We start from the raw sequence: 21,389 nt of genomic DNA, 5'->3' as shown, positions 1-21,389 counted from the left end.
TCGATGTTCCACTCATGGAAGAACCTGGAGGTAACGATGCAGCGCATGACCCCCTTCGCCCTGATGCTGGGCCTGGCCCTGGCCACCACCGCCCACGCCAAGCCCGAGAAAGGGCAGGTGAAGTTCGACGCCAACGCACCGGTGGCCGAACAGATCCGCAACGTTGAGACGGCGATCAACAGCGAGGACTACAGCGAGATCGGGCTGGAAGACAAAAGCCGCGTGCAGCAGGCGCTGGGCCGCATCAAGATCAAGATGGGCGACCACGAACGCGTGGAGCAGGTCAGTCCGCAGGACCGCACCGAGATCTTCAACGACCAGGAAGTGATCAACACGATCATGACCCGCGCCCACGCCGACAGCCGCATGGTCTGCCGTCGTGAACGCACCACCGGCAGCAACATGCCGCAGAGTGTCTGCCTGACCGTAGCCCAGCGCCGCAAGGCGCAGGAAGACAGCCGCAAGGCGCTCAACGACAATCAGCGCTTCAACAACTACAAGCCCTGATCGCTGCCGGACCGATCGCATGCCGCCATCGGTCACCCTGCCGTGCGTCCCTTGTGGGCGCATCGGCGGAATCGTAAAGTCGAGACCCTATTCATGGACGAACATGGAGCTCGTCATGTACCGCAACACGACACTTGCCCTGATGCTGTCGCTCGGCCTGGTAGCCACCGTGCAGGCCAAGGCGCAGAAGGACACCGTGCAGATGGATGCCTTCACCCCGGTGTCCGAGCAGATCCGCCGCGTTGAAACGGCCATGGGCAGCGAGGACTACAGCGAGATCGGGCTGGAGGACAAGAGTCGCGTGCAGCAGGCTCTGAACCGGATCCGGATCAAGATGAATGGCCGGGAGAAGGTGGATGAGCTGGCCCCGCAGGAGCGCAACGACCTGTTCAACGAGCAGGAGATCGTCAACACCATCATGACCCGCGCCCAGGCCGACAGCCGCATGATCTGCCGCCGCGAGCGCCTTACCGGCAGCAACATGCCGACCAGCGTCTGCCTGACCGTGGCCCAGCGTCGCAAGGCCCAGGAAGACAGCCGCCGGGCGCTGACCGACCAGCAGCGCATCAGCCGCTGACCGCTCGCCGAGGGGGCTTTTGTCGGTGTCGGCCCTTCGGTACGAAATGTTAAGAATGGAACCTGTATCGTTCAGCAGGTAGACGTCGCGTCCACCCACGCAGGGGCATCCTGAGCGGGTGGGCCTGGCCCCCCGACGACCCTTCAAGAACCAGAGGTCCCAGTGCGCATTCTCGTAATCGAAGACAACAGCGACATCGCCGCCAACCTTGGCGACTACCTTGAGGATCGTGGCCACACCGTGGACTTCGCCGCCGACGGCGTGACCGGCCTGCACCTGGCCGTGGTCCACGAGTTCGACGCCATCGTTCTGGACCTGAACCTGCCGGGCATGGATGGCATCGAAGTGTGCCGCAAGCTGCGCAACGAAGCGCGCAAGCAGACCCCGGTGCTGATGCTGACCGCCCGCGACTCGCTGGACAACAAGCTGGCCGGTTTCGATTCCGGCGCCGATGACTACCTGATCAAGCCGTTCGCGCTGCAGGAAGTGGAAGTGCGCTTGAACGCGCTGTCGCGCCGCGGCAAGGGCGTGCAGACCCGCGTGCTGGAAACCGGCGACCTGGAATACAACCTGGACACGCTGGAAGTGCGCCGCCAGGGCAAGCTGCTGCAACTCAACCCGACCGCGCTGAAGATCCTGCAGGCCCTGATGGAGGCCGCGCCGGCCGTGGTTACCCGCCAGGAGCTGGAAACCCGCGTGTGGGGCGAGGAGCTGCCCGACTCGGATTCGCTGCGTGTCCACATCCACGGCCTGCGTGCGGTGGTCGACAAGCCGTTTGAAGTGCCGCTGATCCAGACCCGCCATGGCATCGGATACCGCATCGCCACCCCGGAAGCCTGATTCCGTGGCAACCAAGGGGGAGCGCCGGCGTTCGCCGTATCGGCGGCGCCTGCGCAGCCGCATCATCGTCTCGTTCGTGTTGTTGGGCTTCTGCCTGACGACACTGTTCGCGTTTGCCACCAACTGGGCCCGCATGCGCGTGGAAAACCAGCTGGTGGAAGACGTGATGAACCGCAACATCAACGAGTACGTGCGGCGGTTCTACGAGAGCCCGGATCGCAACCCCGACCTGCCCGTGCAGCAGATGCGTGCGCGCCTGATCAAGCCTGACAAGTTTGACGCGCTGCGCGAGGAAGAGCCGGACTGGTATGAGTTCAAGGATGGCCTGTACAACATGGGCGGCGTGGACGAGCGCGGCCAGCGCTATTCCTACAAGCTGGCCGTGCGCAAGACGCCCGACGCCTGGGCGTTCCTGGCCTATGACATGACCGACAGCGTGCGCGGTGGGCAGCAGCTCAACCGCGCGCTGGTGCTGTCGGTGCTGGTGTTCAGCCTGTTGTCGCTGGTGCTGGGCTGGTGGTCGGCATCGAAGGTGATGAAGCCGGTTTCGGACCTGGCCGCGCGGCTGCGTGCCTATCGCGGCGGCACCAGTGATCCCGAGCCGCTGGCGCCGCGTTTCCCCGACGACGAAGTGGGGCAGCTGGCGCAGGCGCTGGATGATTATTCGTCGCGACTGACCGAAGTGGTGCAGCGCGACCGCGAGTTCAATGCCGACGTCAGCCACGAACTGCGCACGCCGCTGGCGGTGATCCGTGGCGCCACCGAACTGCTGCTGACCCGGCCCGGCCTGGATGAGAAGGTGCTGCAGCGGCTACAGCGCATCCAACGCGCCGAACAGCAGTGCAGCGACCTGATCGGCGCGCTGCTGCTGCTGTCGCGCAACGAGCGCGGGCAGGGCACCAGCAACGTCGCGCGCGTGGCCGAACAGCTGCTGGACGCCCACCGCGCCCAGCTGGGTGGCAAGCCGCTGGAGCTGGCGCTGGAAGGCGAGCGCAACCTGGTGATCGATGCGCCGGAGGCGGCCTTGTCGGTGGCGCTGGGCAACCTGATCGGCAACGCGGTGAAGTACTCGCAGGATGGCGAAGTGCGCGTCTTTGTCGGCAGCAATTCAGTGTCGGTGACTGACAGCGGCCCGGGCCTGAGCGAAGAAGACGCCGCCAAGCTGTTCCAGCGCGGCTATCGCGGCACCCATGCCGGCCATTCGCAGGGCGGTGGCATCGGCCTGTCGATCGTCAGCCGCCTGTGCGATCTGTACGGCTGGCAGGTCAGCGTGCGCCCCGGTGGCGAGCGCGGCGTGATCGCCACGCTGACGTTCTCGCCGAAGCCGTTGTAAGGGCCCCTGCTTGGGTGGGTGCTCCACTTGTAGAGCCGAGCCTGCGCTCGGCTGCCGTGGCTTCCCGAAGCCGAGCATAGGCTCGGCTCCACAGCGGGTTCGTGTCGCGCCCTCTGTCGCTTGTGCCACCGAATTCCCCTCGCAGGAAGGATGGGCCAGAAGCCCAACACGACATCACCGTGACCGTTGCCACGTAGCGCGCGTGTCCGCATGCACGCATTCGTACACCCAACAGCGGCTTGAGAATTTCCTTACAGATCACAGTGCTGCGTGATGGCCAGATGGGGCGGCCGGGGCAGGTGCCCTGGCCGGGATTGGCGTCCTGAAAAAAAACCTTCAACTCAAGCGCTCCGGGTGGGCTGCGGCTCATCATGGAAAATGCATCGCCTGCCTCGTTTCGGCGGATGGTGCGTGGGGATTCATCAGAATCCGCTGGAGTCTTTTTCCTCGCGCTTGAGTTGTTGGGTCTCCGGTACGCCAACCCGCACCGTCCGCCACCTCGCATCCGCAGGTGGCTCGTCGTCTGCGAGGAGATTCACCATGTCCGCACGCCCCGTGTTCCCCCAACTGTACGCACTGATCGGCGAAGCCGCTGACCTGCTGCCGGCCGACGTGGCCGAGCGTGTCGAAACCCTGCTCGATGATCCCAAGGATCTGCTGCCCGCGCTGCTGGCCCGCATGGACGGTCGCGATGCCGCCGACGGCCGGCGACTGGAAGCGCAGGGCCTCAGCCCTGCCCAAGCGGCCACCATGGCCGGTCTCAGCCGCACCCTGGCCGGCTTGAATGCACTCATGCAGGTGCTGCACGCCGCCGAAGCCGCCCGCGAACAGGGCGGTGCCCACCAGCAGCTGAGCCCGGATGTCGTCGACGGCCTGCTGCTCGGCGCCCGCGAACTGGCCCGCTACGCCCGCCTGCAGCTGGAGTAGGTCCACGCCACGCGTGAATGCAGAACGCTTTGTAGAGCCGAGCCCATGCTCGGCTTGATGATCGCAGCCGAGCGTGGGCTCGGCTCTACAGCAGTTCCACGCTGGTGCAGGGTAAATCGCCGCCATGCGCGGATGCGCTTCGGTAGTGCCGGCCGCTGGCCGGCAACCAAGCCTCAACCCCCAGCCAGCCCCAGATACCGCTCATGCAGCGCTTCCACCTGCGCCTGCAGCTCTTCCGGGTGACCATCGTTGACCACTACATCATCGGCCAGTGCCAACCGCTGCGCGCGGCTGGCCTGGGCGGCGATCATCTTGTCGGCCAGCGCGGCGTCGATGCCGTCGCGCTGCATCAGCCGGGCGTGCTGCACGGCTTCGGGCGCATCCACCAGCAATACCCGGTCCAACCACGGGTAGGCCTGCCGCCCACCGACCTCGGTCAGCAACGGAATGGCGGCAATCGCATAGGGGCTGGCGGCCTGCTCGCACTGCTGTTGCATCAGCAGGCGGATGGCCGGGTGGGTGATCGTTTCCAGTGCCGCCCGTTCGGCCGGGTCGGCGAATACGTGGGCCCGCAGGCGCGCCCGGTCCAGGCTGCCATCCGCCTGCAGCATGCCGGCGCCGAAGCGCTCGGCGATACGGTCCAGGGCCGGGCTACCGGCGGCAACCACCGCGCGGGCGGCCAGATCGGCGTCGGCCACCATGATGCCCAGCGCCTCGAAGCGCCGGGTCACCTCGCTCTTGCCGGCGGCAATGCCGCCGGTCAGGCCAACCACATAGCGGCTCATGGGGATTCCCCTCAGCGCAGTCCGCTCAACACCAGGTACTGCTCCACCACGGGCGCGCCCCACATGAAGTACAGCCAGCCCGCGATGGCCAGGTAGGGGCCGAACGGGATCGGCGTGGCGCGGTCACGGCCCCGGGTGTACAGCCAGATCGAGCCGATGATGGCGCCCAGCACCGACGACAGCAGGATGATCGGCAGGATGCCCTTCAACCCGCACCAGGCGCCGAGCGCGGCCAACAGCTTGAAATCGCCGTGGCCCATGCCTTCCTTGCCGGTCAGCTGCTTGAACAGCCACCAGACCATCCACAGCGACAGATAGCCCACCGCCGCGCCGACCAATGCAGGCTTGGCCGGCATGTACAGGTTGTCGATGTTGCCTATCAGGCCCAGCCACATCAGTGGCAGGGTCAACTGGTCGGGCAGCAGCTGGGTGCGCAGGTCGATGCCGGACAAGGCGATCAGAAAGCAGGTCAGCACGATGGCGCCGAAGCCCTGCCAGCCGAAGCCGAACTGCCAGACGCAGGCCAGCACCAATACCGAGGTCAGGGCCTCGACCAGCGGGTACTGCAGCGAGATCGGCGCCTTGCAGTGGCGGCACTTGCCGCCCTGGATGATCCAGCTGAACAGCGGGATGTTCTCGTACCAGCTCAGCTTGTGCTTGCAGTGCGGGCAGTGCGAGGGCTCGACCACGATCCCCGGTGGCGGGGGCTTGTAGAAGTCCGGTTCTTCCAGGACCTCGCGCGCATCGCGCTTCCACTGCCACTCCAGCCGCTTGGGCAGGCGCAGGATGACGACGTTGAGGAAACTGCCCAGCAGCAGCCCCAGGGCGGCCGCGGCGGGGTAGCCGAGGCCGGGATGCTGGTCTAGAAATGCCATGTAGTGATTATCCGACGACGGAAGCGAGCTTGAAGATCGGCAGGTACATGCCGATGACCATGCCGCCTACGATGGTACCAATGATCACCATGATGATCGGTTCCAGCAGGCTGCTCAGGGCGTCAACGGCGTTGTTGACCTCCTGCTCATAGTACTCGGCCACCTTGAACAGCATGGCGTCCAGGGCGCCCGCCTCTTCGCCGATGCCGGTCATCTGGATGACCATGTGCGGGAACAGGGCGGTCTGCTTCATGGCCATGTTGACCGGGTAACCGACAGACACGTCGTCGCGCATGCGCAATACGGCATGCTCGTAAACTGTATTGCCGGTGGCGCCGGCCACGATGCTCAGTGCTTCCACAAGTGGCACACCGGCCTTGAAAGTCACCGCAGTGGTACGCGCAAAGCGTGCGATCGAGCTGTTGTGCATGATCTGCCCGATGACCGGCAGCTTCAGTACCAGCCGGTCAATGCTGTGCTGAAGTTTCGGCGAGCGCTTGTAGGCCGCGATGAAGCCTACGACCGAGCCGATGATGACCAGCAGGATCAGCCACCACCACGAGACCATGAATCGAGACATGTTCACGATCATCTGGGTGAAGGCCGGCAGGTCCGCGCCGAAGCCCTTGAACACGTCCTCGAACTGCGGCACCACCCAGACCAGCAAAATGCCACTGACCAGCAGGGCCACTGCCAGCACCATGGCCGGGTAGAACATCGCCTTCTTGATCTTGCCCTTCAGGGCCTCGATGTTCTCTTTATAGTTGGCAACAGTGTCCAGCACGGTTTCCAACACGCCGGCGCCTTCACCAGCCCGCACCAGGTTGCGATAGAGCTCGTCGAACTGTACCGGGTACTTGCTGACAGCCTCATAGAGCGACGAGCCGCCCTCGATGTCGGTGCGCAGGCCATCCACCATCTTCTTCATGCGCGGGTTCTTGTGCCCGTTCGCGATGATGTCCAGCGACCCCACAATGGGTACGCCTGACTTCATCATGGTGGCCATCTGCCGGCTGAAGAAAGCGATTTCCTTGGGTGTGATCTTGCTCCCGGCCGCGCCAAACAGCGGCTTGGGCTTGGGTTTGACCACGCCGGGATTTATGCCCTGGCGGCGTAGTTCAGCCCGCAGCAGGTTCGCGTTCTTCGCGGCCTGCTCCCCTTTCATCTTCACGCCCCGCTTGTCGGTCCCCTCCCAGACAAACGGCTGCAGTTCCGTGGTGCTGCGCACCACGGGCTCCTTCTTGATCGCACTGCGACTGACAGACATATCGGCTCCCCAAGACCCGCCATCCCCAGGCGGGCGTCTAGCCGTCGATGGTAGCGGGTTCATGCCCGTCTGGGCAGTTGCCAAGGGGCCCATGATGCGAATTCGTGCCGGTTGCCGGCCAAAGGTGACGCACTGCGTCACATTGCCGCGTCCATCGCAGATTCGCATCCGGGGGGTTCCCATCCGTGAAATAGCTGCCATCATGGGCGCGGGGAAATCCAGGGGGAGGCGTGCCGGGGTTGGCACGCAACCTGCGTTGATCCACCCGCAGGGGGCAGGACCCGCTCAGCTGGCCGCTGGTCAGACCGATCCTGACTTCTGAAATCAACCACCACTTATCTTGGGGATGTACCAAATGAAGAACCAGAAGGGCTTCACCCTTATCGAACTGATGATCGTTGTTGCGATCATCGCCATCCTGGCCGCCATCGCCCTGCCGATGTACCAGGACTACGTGGCCAAGTCGCAGACCGCTGCGGGTCTGGCTGAAGTCACCGGTGGCAAGTCGGCGACCGAAGTGGCGATGAATGAAGGCAAGGACGTGACGACTGCTGCGGATATCGGCCTCAAGGTTTCGACCCGCTGCACCAAGCTGGATGTCAAGGGCACCGCTTCGACTGGCGAAGCCAGCATCGCTTGCACCCTGGCAGGTAACTCGCAGGTCGCCAACAAGACCATCACCCTGTCGCGCGCGGCAGCTGACGGTACTTGGAGCTGCGCGACCACCGTTGTGAAGAAGTACGCACCGACGGGTTGCACCGGCGTCTAATGAGACGAGAAGAGGGCCCCGCGAAAGCGGGGCCTTTTTTATTTTGTCGGGACCTAATGAGAGCTTTGGGGGGCTCCATGAAAAAAGCGCACGGTTTTACGTTGATCGAATTGATGATTGTTGTTGCGATCATCGCGATTCTCGCCGCCATTGCGTTGCCGATGTATCAGATCTACGTTGCCAAGTCGCAGCTTGCGGCGGCGCTGTCAGATATTCGGCCTGGCAAGACAACCATGGAAGCAATTGCTCAGGAGAACCGAGATTCGGATCTTGTGACGGCCAAATACATTGGATTGAAGGAGACCGTGCGGTGTTCGTCGGTATCTGCGGAACTCAGCGGAGCGGGTGTCGGCACCATCAGTTGTACCGTCGCTGGCGGTGGAGCAGTGCAAGGCAAAGATCTCATCCTTCGCCGCGCAGCCGACGGCACCTGGACCTGCGACGGCAGCGCCTTCGAAGCGCGCTATCGCCCAACCGGCTGTTGATCACACTTCGGCCTGCCAATGGGATGTTGGCGGGCCGTTGACGGGGCTATCATCCCCGGGGGAGTCAGGATCGTGCCTGCCGGGCTGGGAGTGCCGGGCGAGGCAGTCATGCTGAAGGATTGGCGTCGTCGTCGGCCATCGGGTCGCGGCAGGTTCTGCTGCCCTGTGCGGTGCCTCTGGAAGGCGCGCCGCACTGCCTGACCCATGATGAGCCAAGGATCCATATGAACGCCGTAACCACCGCCAATCTCGTCGGCATCACCGGCCTGGCCCGTCGCCTGGTCCAGGATGGTGCGCTGGACGAGGCTTCCGCCCGCGACGCCATGGCCAAGGCCGCTGCGGCCCGGCAGCCGCTGCCGACCTGGTTCGCGCAGAACAAGGTGGTCGGGGCGGCCCAGTTGGCGGCGGCCAACGCGGTCGAGTTCGGCATGCCGCTGTTCGACGTGTCCACGTTCGACGCCAGCCAGAACGCGATGAGCCTGGTCAGCGAGGAGCTGCTGCGCAAGCACAACGTGCTGCCGCTGTTCAGGCGCGGCGGCAAGCTGTTCGTTGGTACCAGCAATCCGACCCATTCGCTGGACGAGATCAAGTTCCACACCAATCTGGTGGTGGAGCCGATCCTGGTGGATGAAGACCAGATCCGCCGCACGCTCGAGCAGTGGCATGCCAGCCATGACACGCTGGGCGACGCGCTGGGCGGTGACGACGATGGCATGGGCAACCTGGATGTTGCGGCCGGAGACGAGGATCTCGGCGCCGGTGGCGACTCCGGCATCGATGCCAAGGGTGATGACACCCCGGTGGTGAAGTTCGTCAACAAGGTACTGGTGGACGCGATCCGCAAGGGCGCCTCGGACATCCACTTCGAGCCCTATGAAGACGACTATCGCGTGCGCCTGCGCATCGATGGCCTGCTGAAGATGGTCGCGCGCGCGCCGGTGAAGCTGAACCAGCGCATCGCCGCGCGCCTGAAGGTGATGGCGCAGCTGGACATCGCCGAGAAGCGCGTGCCGCAGGACGGACGCATCAAGCTCAACCTGTCCAAGACCAAGCAGATCGACTTCCGCGTGAGCACGCTGCCGACCCTGTTCGGCGAGAAGGTGGTGCTGCGTATCCTGGACGGCAGCGCGGCCAAGCTGGGCATCGACAAGCTGGGTTACGAGCCGGACCAGCAGAAGCTGTTCCTGGACGCCATCCACAAGCCCTACGGCATGGTGCTGGTGACCGGCCCGACCGGTTCGGGCAAGACGGTGTCGCTGTATACCGCGCTGGGCATCCTCAACGACGAGACGCGCAACATCTCCACCGCCGAAGACCCGGTGGAAATCCGCCTGCCCGGCGTCAACCAGGTGCAGCAGAACAACAAGCGCGGCATGACCTTCGCCGCGGCACTGCGCTCGTTCCTGCGACAGGATCCGGACATCATCATGGTCGGCGAAATCCGCGACCTGGAGACGGCCGAGATCGCGATCAAGGCGGCGCAGACCGGCCACATGGTGCTGTCCACGCTGCACACCAACGATGCACCGCAGACCATCGCGCGCCTGATGAACATGGGCATCGCGCCGTACAACATCACCAGCTCGGTGACGCTGGTGATCGCCCAGCGCCTGGCGCGCCGGTTGTGCAACAACTGCAAGCGCCCGGCCAACCTGCCCGAACATGCGTTGCTGGCCGAGGGCTTTACCCAGGCGCAGCTGGATGCGGGTATCGAGCTGTACGAGGCGGTCGGCTGTGACGAGTGCACCGAGGGGTACAAGGGCCGCACCGGTATCTACCAGGTGATGCCGATGACCGACGAGATCGCCACGATCGTGCTGGCCGGTGGCAATGCGTTGCAGATTGCCGAGGCCGCACAGCAGATCGGGGTGAACGATCTGCGCCAGTCGGCGTTGAAGAAGGCGGCTGCTGGCGTCACGAGCTTGGCCGAGATCAACCGCGTTACGAAAGATTGAGGCGGAGAGTGATCATTGTAGAGCTCCGCTGGGTGGGGCTCTTTCCATAGTCACGCGGCGATCGGACTGACAATGTTCATCCATTCAAGGATGGGCTTGGCCACTGCATGATCGTCCGTACGGCAGTCGAAAATTTCGATATTGCCGAGTTGTATCCGACATACCGTGAACGCTTCTTCTTCGTTCAGGCTGTTGTCGGTCAGAATGCAGGCATCAGCCACGCCCGCTGCAGCCGCAATGGCCCTTTGCGTTCGAGGAAAGCGCGAGGTCAGCTTTCCCGGCTGGACGTTGTGTCCGCCGCTGGCAACACGTGTTAGAACCCGTGCGATGGAAAGTTGATCATTGGCCAACCCAACAAAAACCAGAATGACGAAGTAGCCCGCCTCCTGCAGTTGTTGGATTTGATCAATCTTTGATTCAAACGTACCGTCGCCACGAGGCTGCCAGTGCGAGAACACCGTCTCAAACGCAAAGGGAACGTTTGCCGTCATCGCGTGGCCGACGAAAGCCTGGACTCCTTGCTGTGCGACCTTCATCCATGCGTCATTTTCGTCTCGTAGTTGCACCGCCCATTGTGGGAGCGCCTGCTTGTTCGCATCTGGCAGGATGGACAGCATCATGCGATCAGCATTGATCAGAGGAATCTGCAACGAATCGGCCAAGTGTTCATACCACAATGTCGATTTACCAGACCCATTGTGGCCGGCAAGAATGACCGCAAGCGGGCGATTAGTTTCTGCCCTTGCCTGTTCTATACGGCCGAATGCAGTCGCCAGGTCAGGCGGCGTTTTCCTTGAACTTGCCATTGATAAACCGTCCTTGGGCTATCTTTCCATCGAGGCGGCGGATGATCACGCCAGGATGCTGTGGGTCTGCACTGTAGTAAGGAACGCCTCGCGCTTCCTTGAGTGTGACGCCAGGGCGGCCTAGTGCCTGGCCAAGTGCTTGTAGCGCGCGCTGGCTTTCCGCACGGCCTTGCCGCCCAGCCTTGGCGTCTAGCGCTGGACTATTGATGAGTACTGAGCCGAACTGAATCTGGCGCCAGTTGTCCGTGGCCTTCTTGGTACCTGGCTTCTGACGGGCGACGGCAACGCGGTCGGCGACCACAAGCGTTTGCCTGTATGGCTGCGGGGGCGATTTCCGGGACATGGAGCGGACGCTATCAGATCATTCGGGCGACAACAAGGTAGCCTGATCAATGGATGTTGCGTCCATTTACTTATTCAGTTTGTTGGACCATCTGATGCCCTTTCCTTCGGAAGGGATCCGACCCTGTCCTTACTCCATCCCCAGCTTCTTCAGCTTGTAGCGCAGCGCGCGGAAGGTGATGCCCAGCTGCGCGGCGGTGCGGGTCTTGTTCCAGCGGTTCTCTTCCAGCGCGCGCTGGATGGCGCTGCGCTCGAGCTGTTCGATGTACGAGGGCAGGGCGGCGCTGCCCGGCTGCAGGTCCACCACGGCCTCGGCGTGTGCTGCGCTGCCGGGCGTGCGCGGGGCATGCTGCGGCAGGCGCAGGTCGTCGGCGCCGATGCGGTCTTCTTCGGCCAGGGCCAGCGCGCGTTCCAGGATGTTCTCCAGTTCGCGCACGTTGCCGGGGAAGGCGTACTGGGCCAGTGCGTCCAGCGCCGACGGCGCCAGCAACGGCGTCGGGCGGCCATGGCTGCGGGCCAGCCGTGCCAGTACCGATGCGGCCAGTTCCGGCAGGTCCTGGCGACGCTCGCGCAGCGGCGGCACCCTCAGTTCGATCACGTTGATGCGGTAGTAGAGGTCGTGGCGGAAGCGCCCGTCCTCGACCAGCTCGGCCAGGTCCTTGTGGGTGGCCGAGAGGATGCGCACGTCCACCGGCTCCTCGGTAGCCGCGCCCACCGCGCGCACTGATTTTTCCTGGATCGCGCGCAGCAGCTTCACCTGCATCTGCAGCGGCAGCTCGGCCACTTCGTCGAGGAACAGGGTGCCGCCATGCGCGGCCTGGAACAGCCCGGGCTTGTCGGCGTGGGCGCCGCTGAAGCTGCCCTTGCGGTGGCCGAAGAATTCGCTTTCCATCAGCTCGCCGGGAATGGCGCCGCAGTTGACCGGCACGAACGGGCCGGCCGCGCGGGCGCCCTGGGCGTGGATGGTGCGTGCGACCAGCTCCTTGCCCACGCCGGATTCGCCGAGGATGTAGACCGGCGCCTGGCTGCGCGCGACCTTGCCGATGGTGGCGCGCAGCACGTCCATGGCCGGCGAATCGCCGAGCAGGCGTGCGCCCTGTTCGGCGGCGGGGCCGGGCGCAGGGCGCTCGGTGTTGTTCAGTTCCAGCGCGTGCTTGACCAGGCCGCGCAGCACGGCGATATCCACCGGTTTGCTGACGAAGTCGAAGGCGCCGGCCTTCAGCGCTTCCACGGCCAGGTCCATGCTGCCGAAGGCGGTGATCATCGCCACTGGCGTGCGCGGGTAGTGCTGCGCGATCTCGCTGACCAGCTCGATGCCATTGCCGTCCGGCAGGCGCATGTCGGTGATGCACAGGTCGTACGGATTGCTGGCCAGCAGTTCGCGCGCTTCGGCAAGGTTGGCTGCCGTACTGATGCGCAGCCCCATGCGGCCGAGCGTCAGTACCAGCAGTTCGCGGATGTCGCGTTCGTCGTCGACGACGAGGGCGCTGCGGGTTTCGTTCATGGGCGTGAAAGATAAACGAGGGGGCTGGAAGCGACAAATGTTTGACGCACAGAATCGAGATCAGGTGGGCAACAGCGTATGCGGGCCGGGCAGCACCAGGCGGAAGCAGGAGCCTCCAGCGGGAACCGGGATGTAGTCCAGCCGCGCCTGGTTGGCCCGGCACAGCTCGCGGGCGATATACAGGCCCAGCCCGGTGCCATGCTCGGACGTGGTGAAGAACGGTCGGAACAACTGTGCGGCCACACTCTCGGGAATACCGGGGCCACGGTCCATCACGTCGATGACCGCACTGCGCTCGTGCTGCGCCACGCGCAGGCGCACCCGCGCCGGCTGCTGGCCGATGCGGCCATATTTGAGCGCGTTGTGCACCAGTACGGTCAGCACCTGGTAGAGGTGCTTGGTGTCGACCTGGGCCAGCACCGAGGTGTCGTTGATGATCGGCTCGATGCTGTCGGTCTCCAGCGTCTGGCCCTGCTTGTACTCCAGCACGAAGCGGCGCACGAAGGCGGCCAGGTCGATGTTCTCCGGCGTGGCGCGCTCGCGCCGGGCCAGGCCCAGCACGCTTTCGACGATGCCGTTGGTGCGCTGGCACTGCTGGCGGATGATCTGCAGCAGGCGGCGGTCGCTTTCGTTGAAGCCGGTGCCTTCTTCCAGCAGCTGCACCGCGTAGTTGATCGCGGCCAGTGGGTTGCGGATCTCGTGGGCGAGGCTGGCCGAGAAGCGGCCCATCGCCGACAGGGTGAGCGATTCGGCGCGGCGCGAGACCACGCTGGAGTCGTCCAGGAACACCAGGGCCAGGTCGCTGCCGGCCAGCAGGCGGGCAAAGCGCGGCTGCACTTCGGGCTGGTCGGGGTTGAGCTGCAGCGGCAGTTCGTCCTGCGCCCAGCCATTGCGCCAGCGCTGCAGGCGACGGGCGAGTTCCGGGGCGGCGCTGGCCAGGTCCAGGCGGCCGCTTTCGCCGCTGCCATCACTGTCACCGAGCAGCATCGAGGCCGCCTCGTTGGCCAGGGTGACGCGGTTGTCGGCGTCGACCACCAGCACGCCGGTACGCATGCGGCGGATGATCAGCTCGTTGATCTGGAACAGGTTGGCCACTTCATCGCCGCGCTGGTTGGCCAGCTGCTGGTTGCGGCGCGCGCGGCTGCCGACCTGGTAACTGATGAAGGCCAGTGCCAGGTAGCTGGTGGCGAACATGGCCAGTTCGGCCAGGGTACGGGTGGGATCGCCGCCTTCCAGCAGCTTCCAGGTGTACTCCACGCCGGTGGCGAGGCTGGCGGCCAGGGCCAGGCCCAGCCCCAGGCTGAGCGGGAGCAGGGTGGCGGCGGCGGCGATGTTGAACAGCAGCGACATCGAGATGCCGGCGCTGGCACCGGGCAGGGCATGTGACAGCAGGGTGGCGGCGACGATGTCCACCAGCACGCCGCTGACCACGATCGGGCGCAGCCAGCGTTCGTTGCGGCCGATCACCAGGGCCAGCAGGGACAGCACCAGGTAGATGGCGGCGACGGTGTCGGCCAGCCGCGGGTGGTGCGCTTCGCCGACCATGGCCGACAGCGGGCTGTAGAGCAGGGCGGCGATGACCGAGGCGATCAGCACCCGGTACAGCGCGAAGAAATACAGCTCACGCCGCGGAATCGATTCGATGCGGTCGATCAATGAAGCACTGGGTGACACGCCGGAACTCCCCTTCTGGCTGCCTGGGTCTGGACGCTGCGGCGGGCCTGCCCGGCGTCCCCTGAGGCCGGGCGGGCACGTCGCTTCGATGTAGCCTGCGGTGGAAGCAGCAGGGCAAGCCCGACTCTACACACCTTGGTCGGCCAGTATAGGGCCCCAGGCAGGGCGCCGCCGGAGCCGCCCGGATCGCGCATTTGGCCCGGGATGGATACCGGTGGCCAGTGGGCCGCCGGGCGCAACTGCCTGAATGACGGCGGAAATCTGGCCGCGTCTGGCGTTTTGTACAGACTTCTTTGCGCCCCGGCGCCGGCTCGGCCACAATAGTGGGCCCGCCGCGGTCCATGCCGGCGCCCCGCCGGGGCCCTGAGGAATTGCGTGCGGTCGTTCCTATTCCCACGGTGACGCATGAATTTCCACGAATACCAGTCAAAACAACTGCTTGCCGAGTACGGCATCCCGGTCCCGGCCGGCAAGGTCGCTGCGACCCCGGACGAAGCGGTTGCCGCTGCCAACTCCCTGGGCCAGGGCCCCTGGATGGTCAAGGCGCAGATCCACGCTGGCGGCCGCGGCAAGGCTGGCGGCGTCAAGTTCTGCAAGACCACCGACGACGTGAAGGCCGCTGCGGCCAAGATGCTCGGCACCAAGATGGCCACCTACCAGACCGCAGGCGTTGAACTGCCGGTCAACCTGGTGCTGGTGACCACCGCCGGCGAGATCGTCAAGGAACTGTACCTGTCGGTGCTGGTCGACCGTGGCACCAAGACCATCACCTACATCGCCTCTTCGGAAGGCGGCGTGGAAATCGAGCAGGTTGCTGCTGAAACCCCGGAGCTGATCCACTCGCTGAACGTCGATTTCGTCGAAGGCGTGCAGGGTTACCACGGCCGTGATTTCGGCTTCAAGCTGGGCCTGACTGCCAAGCAGGCCGGCCAGTTCGCCAGCATCATGGTGAACCTGTACCGCCTGTTCAACGAAAAGGACCTGGCCCTGGTTGAAATCAACCCGCTGGCCATCCTGGACGACGGCAACCTGTACGCGCTGGACGGCAAGTTCGACAGCGACGACAACGCCGCGTTCCGCCAGAAGGCCCTGGTCGCCATGCGCGACAAGACCCAAGAAGATCCGACCGAAGTGATCGCTTCGGAGCTGGACATCAACTACGTCACCATGGACGGCAACATCGGCTGCATGGTGAACGGCGCCGGCCTGGCCATGGCCACCATGGACGTCATCAAGCTCAACGGCGGCGAGCCGGCGAACTTCCTGGACGTGGGCGGCGGTGCCAACAAGCAGCGCGTCATCGAAGCGTTCAAGCTGATCCTGTCCTCGGACAAGGTCGAAGGCATCTTCGTCAACATTTTCGGCGGCATCGTCCGCTGCGACATGATTGCCGAAGGCATCATCGCCGCCGTGAAGGAAGTGGGCGTCAAGGTTCCGGTCGTGGTGCGCCTGGAAGGCACCAACGTGGAAGAAGGCAAGCAGCTGCTGCGCGACAGCGGCATGGCCATCATCCCGGCTGACAACATCAACGATGGCGCCAAGAAGATCGTTGAAGCTGTCAAGAACGCTGCCTGATTCGACACCAAGGAATTCCCATGTCTGTTTTGATTAACAAGAACACCAAGGTGATCGTGCAGGGCTTCACCGGCCAGCAGGGCACCTTCCACGCCACTCAGATGATCGAGTACGGCACCCAGGTTGTTGGCGGCGTGACCCCGGGCAAGGGTGGCACCACCCACATCGATCTGCCGGTCTTCAACACCGTTGCCGACGCAGTGCAGAGCACCGGCGCCAACGCTTCGGTCATCTACGTGCCGCCGCCGTACGCGGCCGACGCGATCCTGGAAGCCGCAGCTGCCGGCATCAAGGTCATCGTCTGCATCACCGAAGGCATCCCGGTGCTGGACATGCTGCGCGTCAAGAACGTGCTGACCCGTTCGCATCCGGACACCGTGCTGATCGGGCCGAACTGCCCGGGCGTCATCACCCCGGGCGAGTGCAAGATCGGCATCATGCCGGGCCACATCCACCAGCCGGGCAAGATCGGTATCGTGTCGCGTTCGGGCACCCTGACCTATGAAGCGGTCAAGCAGACCACCGAAGTCGGCCTGGGCCAGTCCACCTGCATCGGCATCGGTGGTGACCCGATCAACGGCCTGAACTTCGTCGACTGCCTGAAGCTGTTCAACGAAGACCCGCAGACTGAAGGCATCATCATGGTTGGCGAAATCGGCGGCGACGCCGAGGAAGCCGGCGCCGAGTACATCAAGAACCACGTGAAGAAGCCGGTCGTCGGTTTCATCGCCGGTGCGTCGGCTCCGGCCGGCAAGCGCATGGGCCACGCCGGTGCGATCGCCTCGGGCGGCAAGGGCACTGCCGAAGGCAAGTTCGCCGCCATGGAAGCTGCCGGTGTTGTCACCGTCCGCTCGCCGGGCGACCTGGGCGCTGCCATCGCCAAGCTGGTGAAATAAGATCGACTGCCTCCGGCAGACGATGCTGTAGAGCCGGCCGCTGGCCGGCTGCTTGAACACAGAAAGGCCGCCTCCGGGCGGCCTTTCTGCGTCTGGCGTGGGGTCAGATCCCTTTTGCTGTGCAAAAGGGATCTGACCCCGGCGTTACAATGGCGGCATTGCAACCACAGGCTGGAATCCCATGGCTTCGATCCGCATCGCGATGGCGCAGTTCGACTTCCCGGTCGGCGATGTCGCCGGCAACACCGAGCGCATCATCGAGATGATCGGCCAGGCGCGCGACGAGTACGGCGCCGAGCTGGTGATGTTCCCCGAGCTGGCGGTGAGCGGCTACCCGCCGGAAGACCTGCTGCTGCGCCCGGGCTTCCTGTACGAGTGCGAGCAGGCGATGGCCCGCATCGCTGCCGCCTGCCGCGGCATCACCGCCGTGGTCGGCTGGCCGCAGGCGGCTGGCGCGGTGGTCTACAACGCCGCCAGCGTGCTGCGTGACGGCCTGGTCGAGCAGACCTACCGCAAGCGTGAGCTGCCCAACTACGCCGTGTTCGACGAGCGCCGCTACTTCGATGTCGATCCGGATGGCGGCAGCTGCGTGTTCGAGGTCAACGGTATTCCGGTTGGCCTGCTGATCTGCGAGGACCTGTGGTTTGCCGAGCCGCTGGCCGACACCATGCGCGCCGGTGCGCAGCTGGTGGTGGTGCCGAATGCTTCGCCGTACGAGCGTGGCAAGCATGCCCAGCGCGACGCCGTGCTGGCTGCACGTACCCGCGAGAGCGGGGCGGCGATCGCTTACCTCAACGTGGTTGGCGGCCAGGACGCGCTGGTGTTCGATGGCGCCTCGGTGGTGGCCGACGGTGATGGCACGGTGCACCCGGCCGCTGCTGCCTTCGTCGACCAGTGGCTGGTGGTGGAGTACGACGGCGCCAGCCGCCGCTTCATGCCGCACGTGTGGATGGACGACGGCGACGAGAGCATGGACGCGCTGGCCTGGCGCGCGGTGACCCGTGGCATCCAGGACTACTGCCGCAAGAACGGCTTCAAGAAAGTGTGGCTGGGCCTGTCCGGCGGCATCGACTCGGCGATCGTGCTGGCCATGGCGGTGGACGCGATGGGCGCGGAGAACGTAACCGCCGTGCGCCTGCCGTCGCGCTACACCGCGGGCCTGTCCAACGACCTGGCGGCCGAGCAGTGCCAGGCGCTGGGCGTGAAGCTGGAGGCGGTGTCGATCGAGCCGGCGTTCAAGGGCCTGATGGAAGCGTTGGCGCCGATGTTCGAGGGCACCGCGCCGGACGTGACCGAAGAGAACCTGCAGTCGCGCAGCCGTGGCGTGATCCTGATGGCGCTGGCCAACAAGTTCGGTGGCCTGCTGCTGACCACCGGCAACAAGAGCGAGTATGCGGTCGGCTACGCCACCATCTACGGCGACATGTGCGGTGGCTATGCGCCGCTGAAGGACCTGTACAAGACCGAAGTGTTCGGCCTGTCCAAGTGGCGCAATACCGTGGGCGGCGCGCCGGTGATCCCGCCGGCGGTGATCAGCCGCCCGCCGTCGGCCGAGCTGCGCGAGAACCAGCTGGACCAGGATTCATTGCCGGCTTATGACGTGCTGGACGGCATCCTGTACCGCTACATCGACCAGGAACAGTCGCGCACGGAGATCGTGGCCGCCGGTTACGATGCGGCCGTGGTTGACCGCGTGCTGCGGCTGGTGCGCATCAGCGAGTGGAAGCGGCACCAGGCCGCGCCGGGGCCGAAGGTCTCGCGCCGCGCGTTCGGTCGCGAGCGTCGTTACCCGATCAGCAACGGCTACAAGGGCTGAGGCAGCGGTTGGCAGGTGATGCCGGCCGCTGGCCGGCAACGCCCTATAGCGCGTATCCGGCATGGCGTGGATCTACCGGGCTTCGTCGAGCCGTTGTTCGAGGCCTGCGATCTCCGCAGCGTCGTTGAAGTGGTCGCCCTCCAGTCGTGCACGCACGAACGCCAGGGCATCCGCCGCCGCCGCATCCAGCGTGCCGCGATGATCGACCGGGTAGCGCCGGAACGCGACCGGCTCGCCTCGCACGGCCAGGCCTGCGGCGTACAGCAGGGTGGTCAGATAGGGCACGTCGCGGTCCTCGCTGCCATGGGCCAGCATCAGCGGCTGGCTGAAGCCGCGGCGCGGTACGCCCAGGTAGTCATGCAGCACCGCCCAGATGCCCGGCACGCTGGTCAGTGGTGCAGTAAACATGCTGCCGGTATCGGCGCCGTCCAGCGTGGCGGTCAGTTCGCTCAGGCACTGCTCGCGGGCCACTGCCACACGGGCACGGCCTGCGTCGCTGAGGACGCGGTCGATCTGAGGCGCGACCTGCAGCAGGCCGTCGAGCAGATACGCGTGATATGCGTTGGGTGCGCCAGGATTGGCGGTGCGGTTGCCGGGATTCATCACCAGCGCGGTCAGTTCGACTGCGGTGGGCGTTCCGGCGGTGAAACTGCCGCGGTACTGCAGGGATGGGCCGCCATGGGAGGCGGCCAGATGGCCTGCTGTCAATGCGGCCGCGCCCCCCTGCGAATATCCGACCGAGACCCAGCGCGGCGACAATGTTGCCGTACCCAGGTACTGGCGGCTGGCCTTGACCATGTCGATGGCGTTGCGCGCCGCGGTACGCACGTGCAGGTAGGCATGAGTGCCTGGGCTGCCCAGGCCCTGGTAGTCGGCGGCGGCGACGGCATAGCCCTGGGCCAGGAACACGTCCAGGAAGCGTCCGTCGCGTTCGGCATGGGTGGGGCCGGAGACCGAGGGCGCACAGCGATCCGCAATGCCTTGGGTGCCATGTGCCCAGGACACCACCGGCCACCCGCCCGCAGGCGCCGCGCCGGCGGGCAGGTACAGCAGGCCGGTGCCTTCGGCCAGCTGGCCGCGGTGGTCCGGGGTGCGGTAGTGCAGCTTGTAGGCCTGCGCGGCCTTCGACGGCACCCATGACGCGCGATAGGGGGCAGCAGACAGCAGATCGCCCGGCGCGGCCGGTGCAGCGGCCAGGGGGCGCGGGGATAGCGCCAGCAGGGCGGTGGCGATGAGGCAGGACAGGGGACGGAAACTGCAGCGCAGTGGGGCCATGGGACGCTCCGTGATGGCCGGTGTGGCCGTTGCGCCGCAGTGTGGAGCGCCTCGCCCAGGCGGGCTGCGACCGGCGTCGCATCCGCGCTGGATTCGTAGCATTCCTAGGTGCCGGCCCCGGCGCGGGGAGGCGGATGAGGAAAGCAGTCGAGCGTGGCTCGACTCCACAAAGAAGAAGGGCCCCTTTCGGGGCCCTCTCTTATTTCTTTTCCAGTCGCGCGTTGCGCTGGCCGGTGCTGGCGGACTTCTCGCCGGCGAACGGGTTCAGCTTGCGGATCATCCACGGGTACTTCGGCCACTTGCCTTCCAGCCACGGGTGATCCGGCTGGTTCAGCTGCAGGACGCGACGGGCGTCGTCGGCCAGGGTCTTGTTGCCCAGGTGGGTGTAGGAATCGGCCAGCACGGCCACGGCGTCGTACTGGAAGGCGCTCTGCGGGTAGGTTTCCAGCAGGTAGTTGGCGCGGCCCACGGCCGAGACCCAGGCGCCGCGGCGCATGTAGTACAGGGCGTTGTCCAGCTCGTGCTGGGCGAACACGTCACGCAGCTCCAGCATGCGCTGGCGCGCATCGGCGGCGTAGCGGCTGTTCGGGTAACGATCAACCACGATGTTGAAGTCCGAGTACGCCTGGTGCGGCGTGGACAGGTCGCGGCGGCTGGCATCCAGCGACCATACGCGGCGCAGGAAAACCGTACTGCGGTTGGAATTGGCCAGGCCGCGCAGGTAGTACAGGTAGGCGATGTTGCGGTGCGTCGGGTAGGTCCGGATGAAGCGGTCGATGCTGGACACCGCGTCATCGTGCTTGCCGGCCTTGTACTGGGCGTAGGCGGTTTCGATCATCGCCTGCTCGGTGTACGGGCCGTACGGATACTGGGCCACCAGGCGGCGGAAGCTGGCTTCGGCGCCGCTCCAGTTGCCGCCCTGCATCAGCTTGTGGCTTTTCTCGTACAGCTGTTCGACCGGCACGCCTTCGTCGGGGCGATCACCCTTCTTGGCGCCGCGGTGGCAGCCGGTTGCGGCGATGACCAGCACCAGCAGCAGGGCGGTGAGGCGGACGGGCGCGGAGAGCATGGCGGAGCGTCGGATCATGGGGTCGAGGCGGGACGCGGCTGGAATACGAAGGGTCGATGATAGCCTAGTGTCCTGTCCAGCGACTGAAACCGGCCGCCGGGACCCCAAAATT

The 21,389-nt window shown here is 65.3% G+C and carries 20 protein-coding genes; 11 read left to right on the top strand and 9 right to left on the bottom strand.

All coding sequences use genetic code 11. The annotated features are described in order from the left end of the window. The first annotated feature begins 36 nt into the window (after positions 1-36). The 5 genes from ACT6SE_RS16740 to ACT6SE_RS16720 all read left to right on the top strand — a co-directional run bounded on the left by ACT6SE_RS16740 (position 37) and on the right by ACT6SE_RS16720 (position 4,184). Entirely contained in the window at positions 37-507 is a 471-nt protein-coding gene (locus ACT6SE_RS16740) for a hypothetical protein (protein WP_014648207.1), read from the top strand. A 115-nt stretch (positions 508-622) separates the two neighbouring features. Further along, entirely contained in the window at positions 623-1,084 is a 462-nt protein-coding gene (locus ACT6SE_RS16735; RefSeq protein WP_014648206.1) for a hypothetical protein, read from the top strand. Positions 1,085-1,246: 162 nt separating this feature from the next. After that, the gene (locus ACT6SE_RS16730) at positions 1,247-1,924 is read left to right on the top strand and encodes a response regulator transcription factor (RefSeq protein ID WP_005410804.1); all 678 of its coding nucleotides are present in this window, start codon (positions 1,247-1,249) and stop codon (positions 1,922-1,924) included. Further along, complete coding sequence (locus tag ACT6SE_RS16725; protein ID WP_032957212.1) at positions 1,887-3,257, top strand: sensor histidine kinase; 1,371 nt, start codon at positions 1,887-1,889, stop codon at positions 3,255-3,257. Before ACT6SE_RS16730 ends, ACT6SE_RS16725 begins: the two co-directional genes overlap by 38 nt. A gap of 540 nt (positions 3,258-3,797) precedes the next feature. Next, positions 3,798-4,184 (top strand): hypothetical protein, encoded by a 387-nt coding sequence (locus ACT6SE_RS16720; RefSeq protein WP_014648204.1) that lies wholly within the window; start codon positions 3,798-3,800, stop codon positions 4,182-4,184. 173 nt (positions 4,185-4,357) lie between these two features. On the opposite strand, the gene coaE is transcribed toward ACT6SE_RS16720, so the two are convergent. From coaE to ACT6SE_RS16705, 3 genes are read right to left on the bottom strand one after another with little or no spacing between them, the layout of a single operon-like run. Then, complete coding sequence (gene coaE, locus ACT6SE_RS16715) at positions 4,358-4,969, bottom strand: dephospho-CoA kinase (protein ID WP_046432233.1); 612 nt, start codon at positions 4,967-4,969, stop codon at positions 4,358-4,360. A gap of 11 nt (positions 4,970-4,980) precedes the next feature. After that, entirely contained in the window at positions 4,981-5,844 is an 864-nt protein-coding gene (locus ACT6SE_RS16710) for a prepilin peptidase (RefSeq protein WP_444811032.1), read from the bottom strand. Positions 5,845-5,851: 7 nt separating this feature from the next. After that, positions 5,852-7,111 carry a type II secretion system F family protein gene (locus ACT6SE_RS16705; protein ID WP_046432231.1) on the bottom strand — a complete coding sequence of 420 codons (1,260 nt, stop codon included), beginning with the start codon at positions 7,109-7,111 and terminating at the stop codon, positions 5,852-5,854. 355 nt (positions 7,112-7,466) lie between these two features. Between ACT6SE_RS16705 and ACT6SE_RS16700 the strand changes: the two genes are divergently transcribed. The 3 genes from ACT6SE_RS16700 to pilB all read left to right on the top strand — a co-directional run bounded on the left by ACT6SE_RS16700 (position 7,467) and on the right by pilB (position 10,320). After that, on the top strand, positions 7,467-7,880 hold the full coding sequence (locus tag ACT6SE_RS16700) for a pilin (protein WP_046432229.1): 414 nt from the start codon (positions 7,467-7,469) through the stop codon (positions 7,878-7,880). 77 nt (positions 7,881-7,957) lie between these two features. Then, positions 7,958-8,365, top strand: coding sequence for a pilin (locus ACT6SE_RS16695; protein ID WP_046432228.1), 408 nt, complete (start codon positions 7,958-7,960; stop codon positions 8,363-8,365). A gap of 224 nt (positions 8,366-8,589) precedes the next feature. Beyond that, on the top strand, positions 8,590-10,320 hold the full coding sequence (pilB, locus tag ACT6SE_RS16690) for a type IV-A pilus assembly ATPase PilB (RefSeq protein ID WP_046432226.1): 1,731 nt from the start codon (positions 8,590-8,592) through the stop codon (positions 10,318-10,320). A 50-nt stretch (positions 10,321-10,370) separates the two neighbouring features. On the opposite strand, the gene ACT6SE_RS16685 is transcribed toward pilB, so the two are convergent. The 4 genes from ACT6SE_RS16685 to ACT6SE_RS16670 form a co-directional block, all read right to left on the bottom strand. Beyond that, positions 10,371-11,126 (bottom strand): zeta toxin family protein, encoded by a 756-nt coding sequence (locus tag ACT6SE_RS16685; protein WP_046432224.1) that lies wholly within the window; start codon positions 11,124-11,126, stop codon positions 10,371-10,373. Further along, entirely contained in the window at positions 11,098-11,427 is a 330-nt protein-coding gene (locus ACT6SE_RS16680) for a hypothetical protein (RefSeq protein ID WP_141098642.1), read from the bottom strand. Before ACT6SE_RS16680 ends, ACT6SE_RS16685 begins: the two co-directional genes overlap by 29 nt. 171 nt (positions 11,428-11,598) lie before the next feature. Beyond that, positions 11,599-12,972, bottom strand: a complete 1,374-nt coding sequence (locus tag ACT6SE_RS16675; RefSeq protein ID WP_046432223.1) for a sigma-54-dependent transcriptional regulator — start codon at positions 12,970-12,972, stop codon at positions 11,599-11,601. 60 nt (positions 12,973-13,032) lie between these two features. Then, on the bottom strand, positions 13,033-14,646 hold the full coding sequence (locus tag ACT6SE_RS16670) for a sensor histidine kinase (protein ID WP_046432220.1): 1,614 nt from the start codon (positions 14,644-14,646) through the stop codon (positions 13,033-13,035). Positions 14,647-15,051: 405 nt separating this feature from the next. Here ACT6SE_RS16670 and sucC point away from each other — a divergent pair, with 405 nt between their 5' ends. The 3 genes from sucC to ACT6SE_RS16655 all read left to right on the top strand — a co-directional run bounded on the left by sucC (position 15,052) and on the right by ACT6SE_RS16655 (position 18,933). Next, on the top strand, positions 15,052-16,221 hold the full coding sequence (gene sucC, locus ACT6SE_RS16665; protein ID WP_004154430.1) for an ADP-forming succinate--CoA ligase subunit beta: 1,170 nt from the start codon (positions 15,052-15,054) through the stop codon (positions 16,219-16,221). Positions 16,222-16,241: 20 nt separating this feature from the next. Beyond that, on the top strand, positions 16,242-17,117 hold the full coding sequence (gene sucD, locus ACT6SE_RS16660) for a succinate--CoA ligase subunit alpha (RefSeq protein WP_005410793.1): 876 nt from the start codon (positions 16,242-16,244) through the stop codon (positions 17,115-17,117). Positions 17,118-17,298: 181 nt separating this feature from the next. Further along, positions 17,299-18,933 (top strand): NAD+ synthase, encoded by a 1,635-nt coding sequence (locus ACT6SE_RS16655; protein WP_014648197.1) that lies wholly within the window; start codon positions 17,299-17,301, stop codon positions 18,931-18,933. Positions 18,934-19,005: 72 nt separating this feature from the next. Here ACT6SE_RS16655 and ACT6SE_RS16650 read toward each other — a convergent pair whose 3' ends face one another. Together ACT6SE_RS16650 and ACT6SE_RS16645 are read right to left on the bottom strand one after the other, a co-directional pair. After that, complete coding sequence (locus tag ACT6SE_RS16650) at positions 19,006-20,208, bottom strand: lipase family protein (protein ID WP_046432217.1); 1,203 nt, start codon at positions 20,206-20,208, stop codon at positions 19,006-19,008. A 199-nt stretch (positions 20,209-20,407) separates the two neighbouring features. After that, on the bottom strand, positions 20,408-21,295 hold the full coding sequence (locus tag ACT6SE_RS16645; protein WP_032960726.1) for an outer membrane protein assembly factor BamD: 888 nt from the start codon (positions 21,293-21,295) through the stop codon (positions 20,408-20,410). Between the last annotated feature and the right edge of the window lie 94 nt (positions 21,296-21,389).

This window comes from Stenotrophomonas sp. LC732 (assembly GCF_052446685.1).
GTDB lineage: Bacteria > Pseudomonadota > Gammaproteobacteria > Xanthomonadales > Xanthomonadaceae > Stenotrophomonas > Stenotrophomonas muris.
Note: the sequence above shows the minus strand (reverse complement) of the source record. Positions and strands in the feature narration are given on the sequence as shown.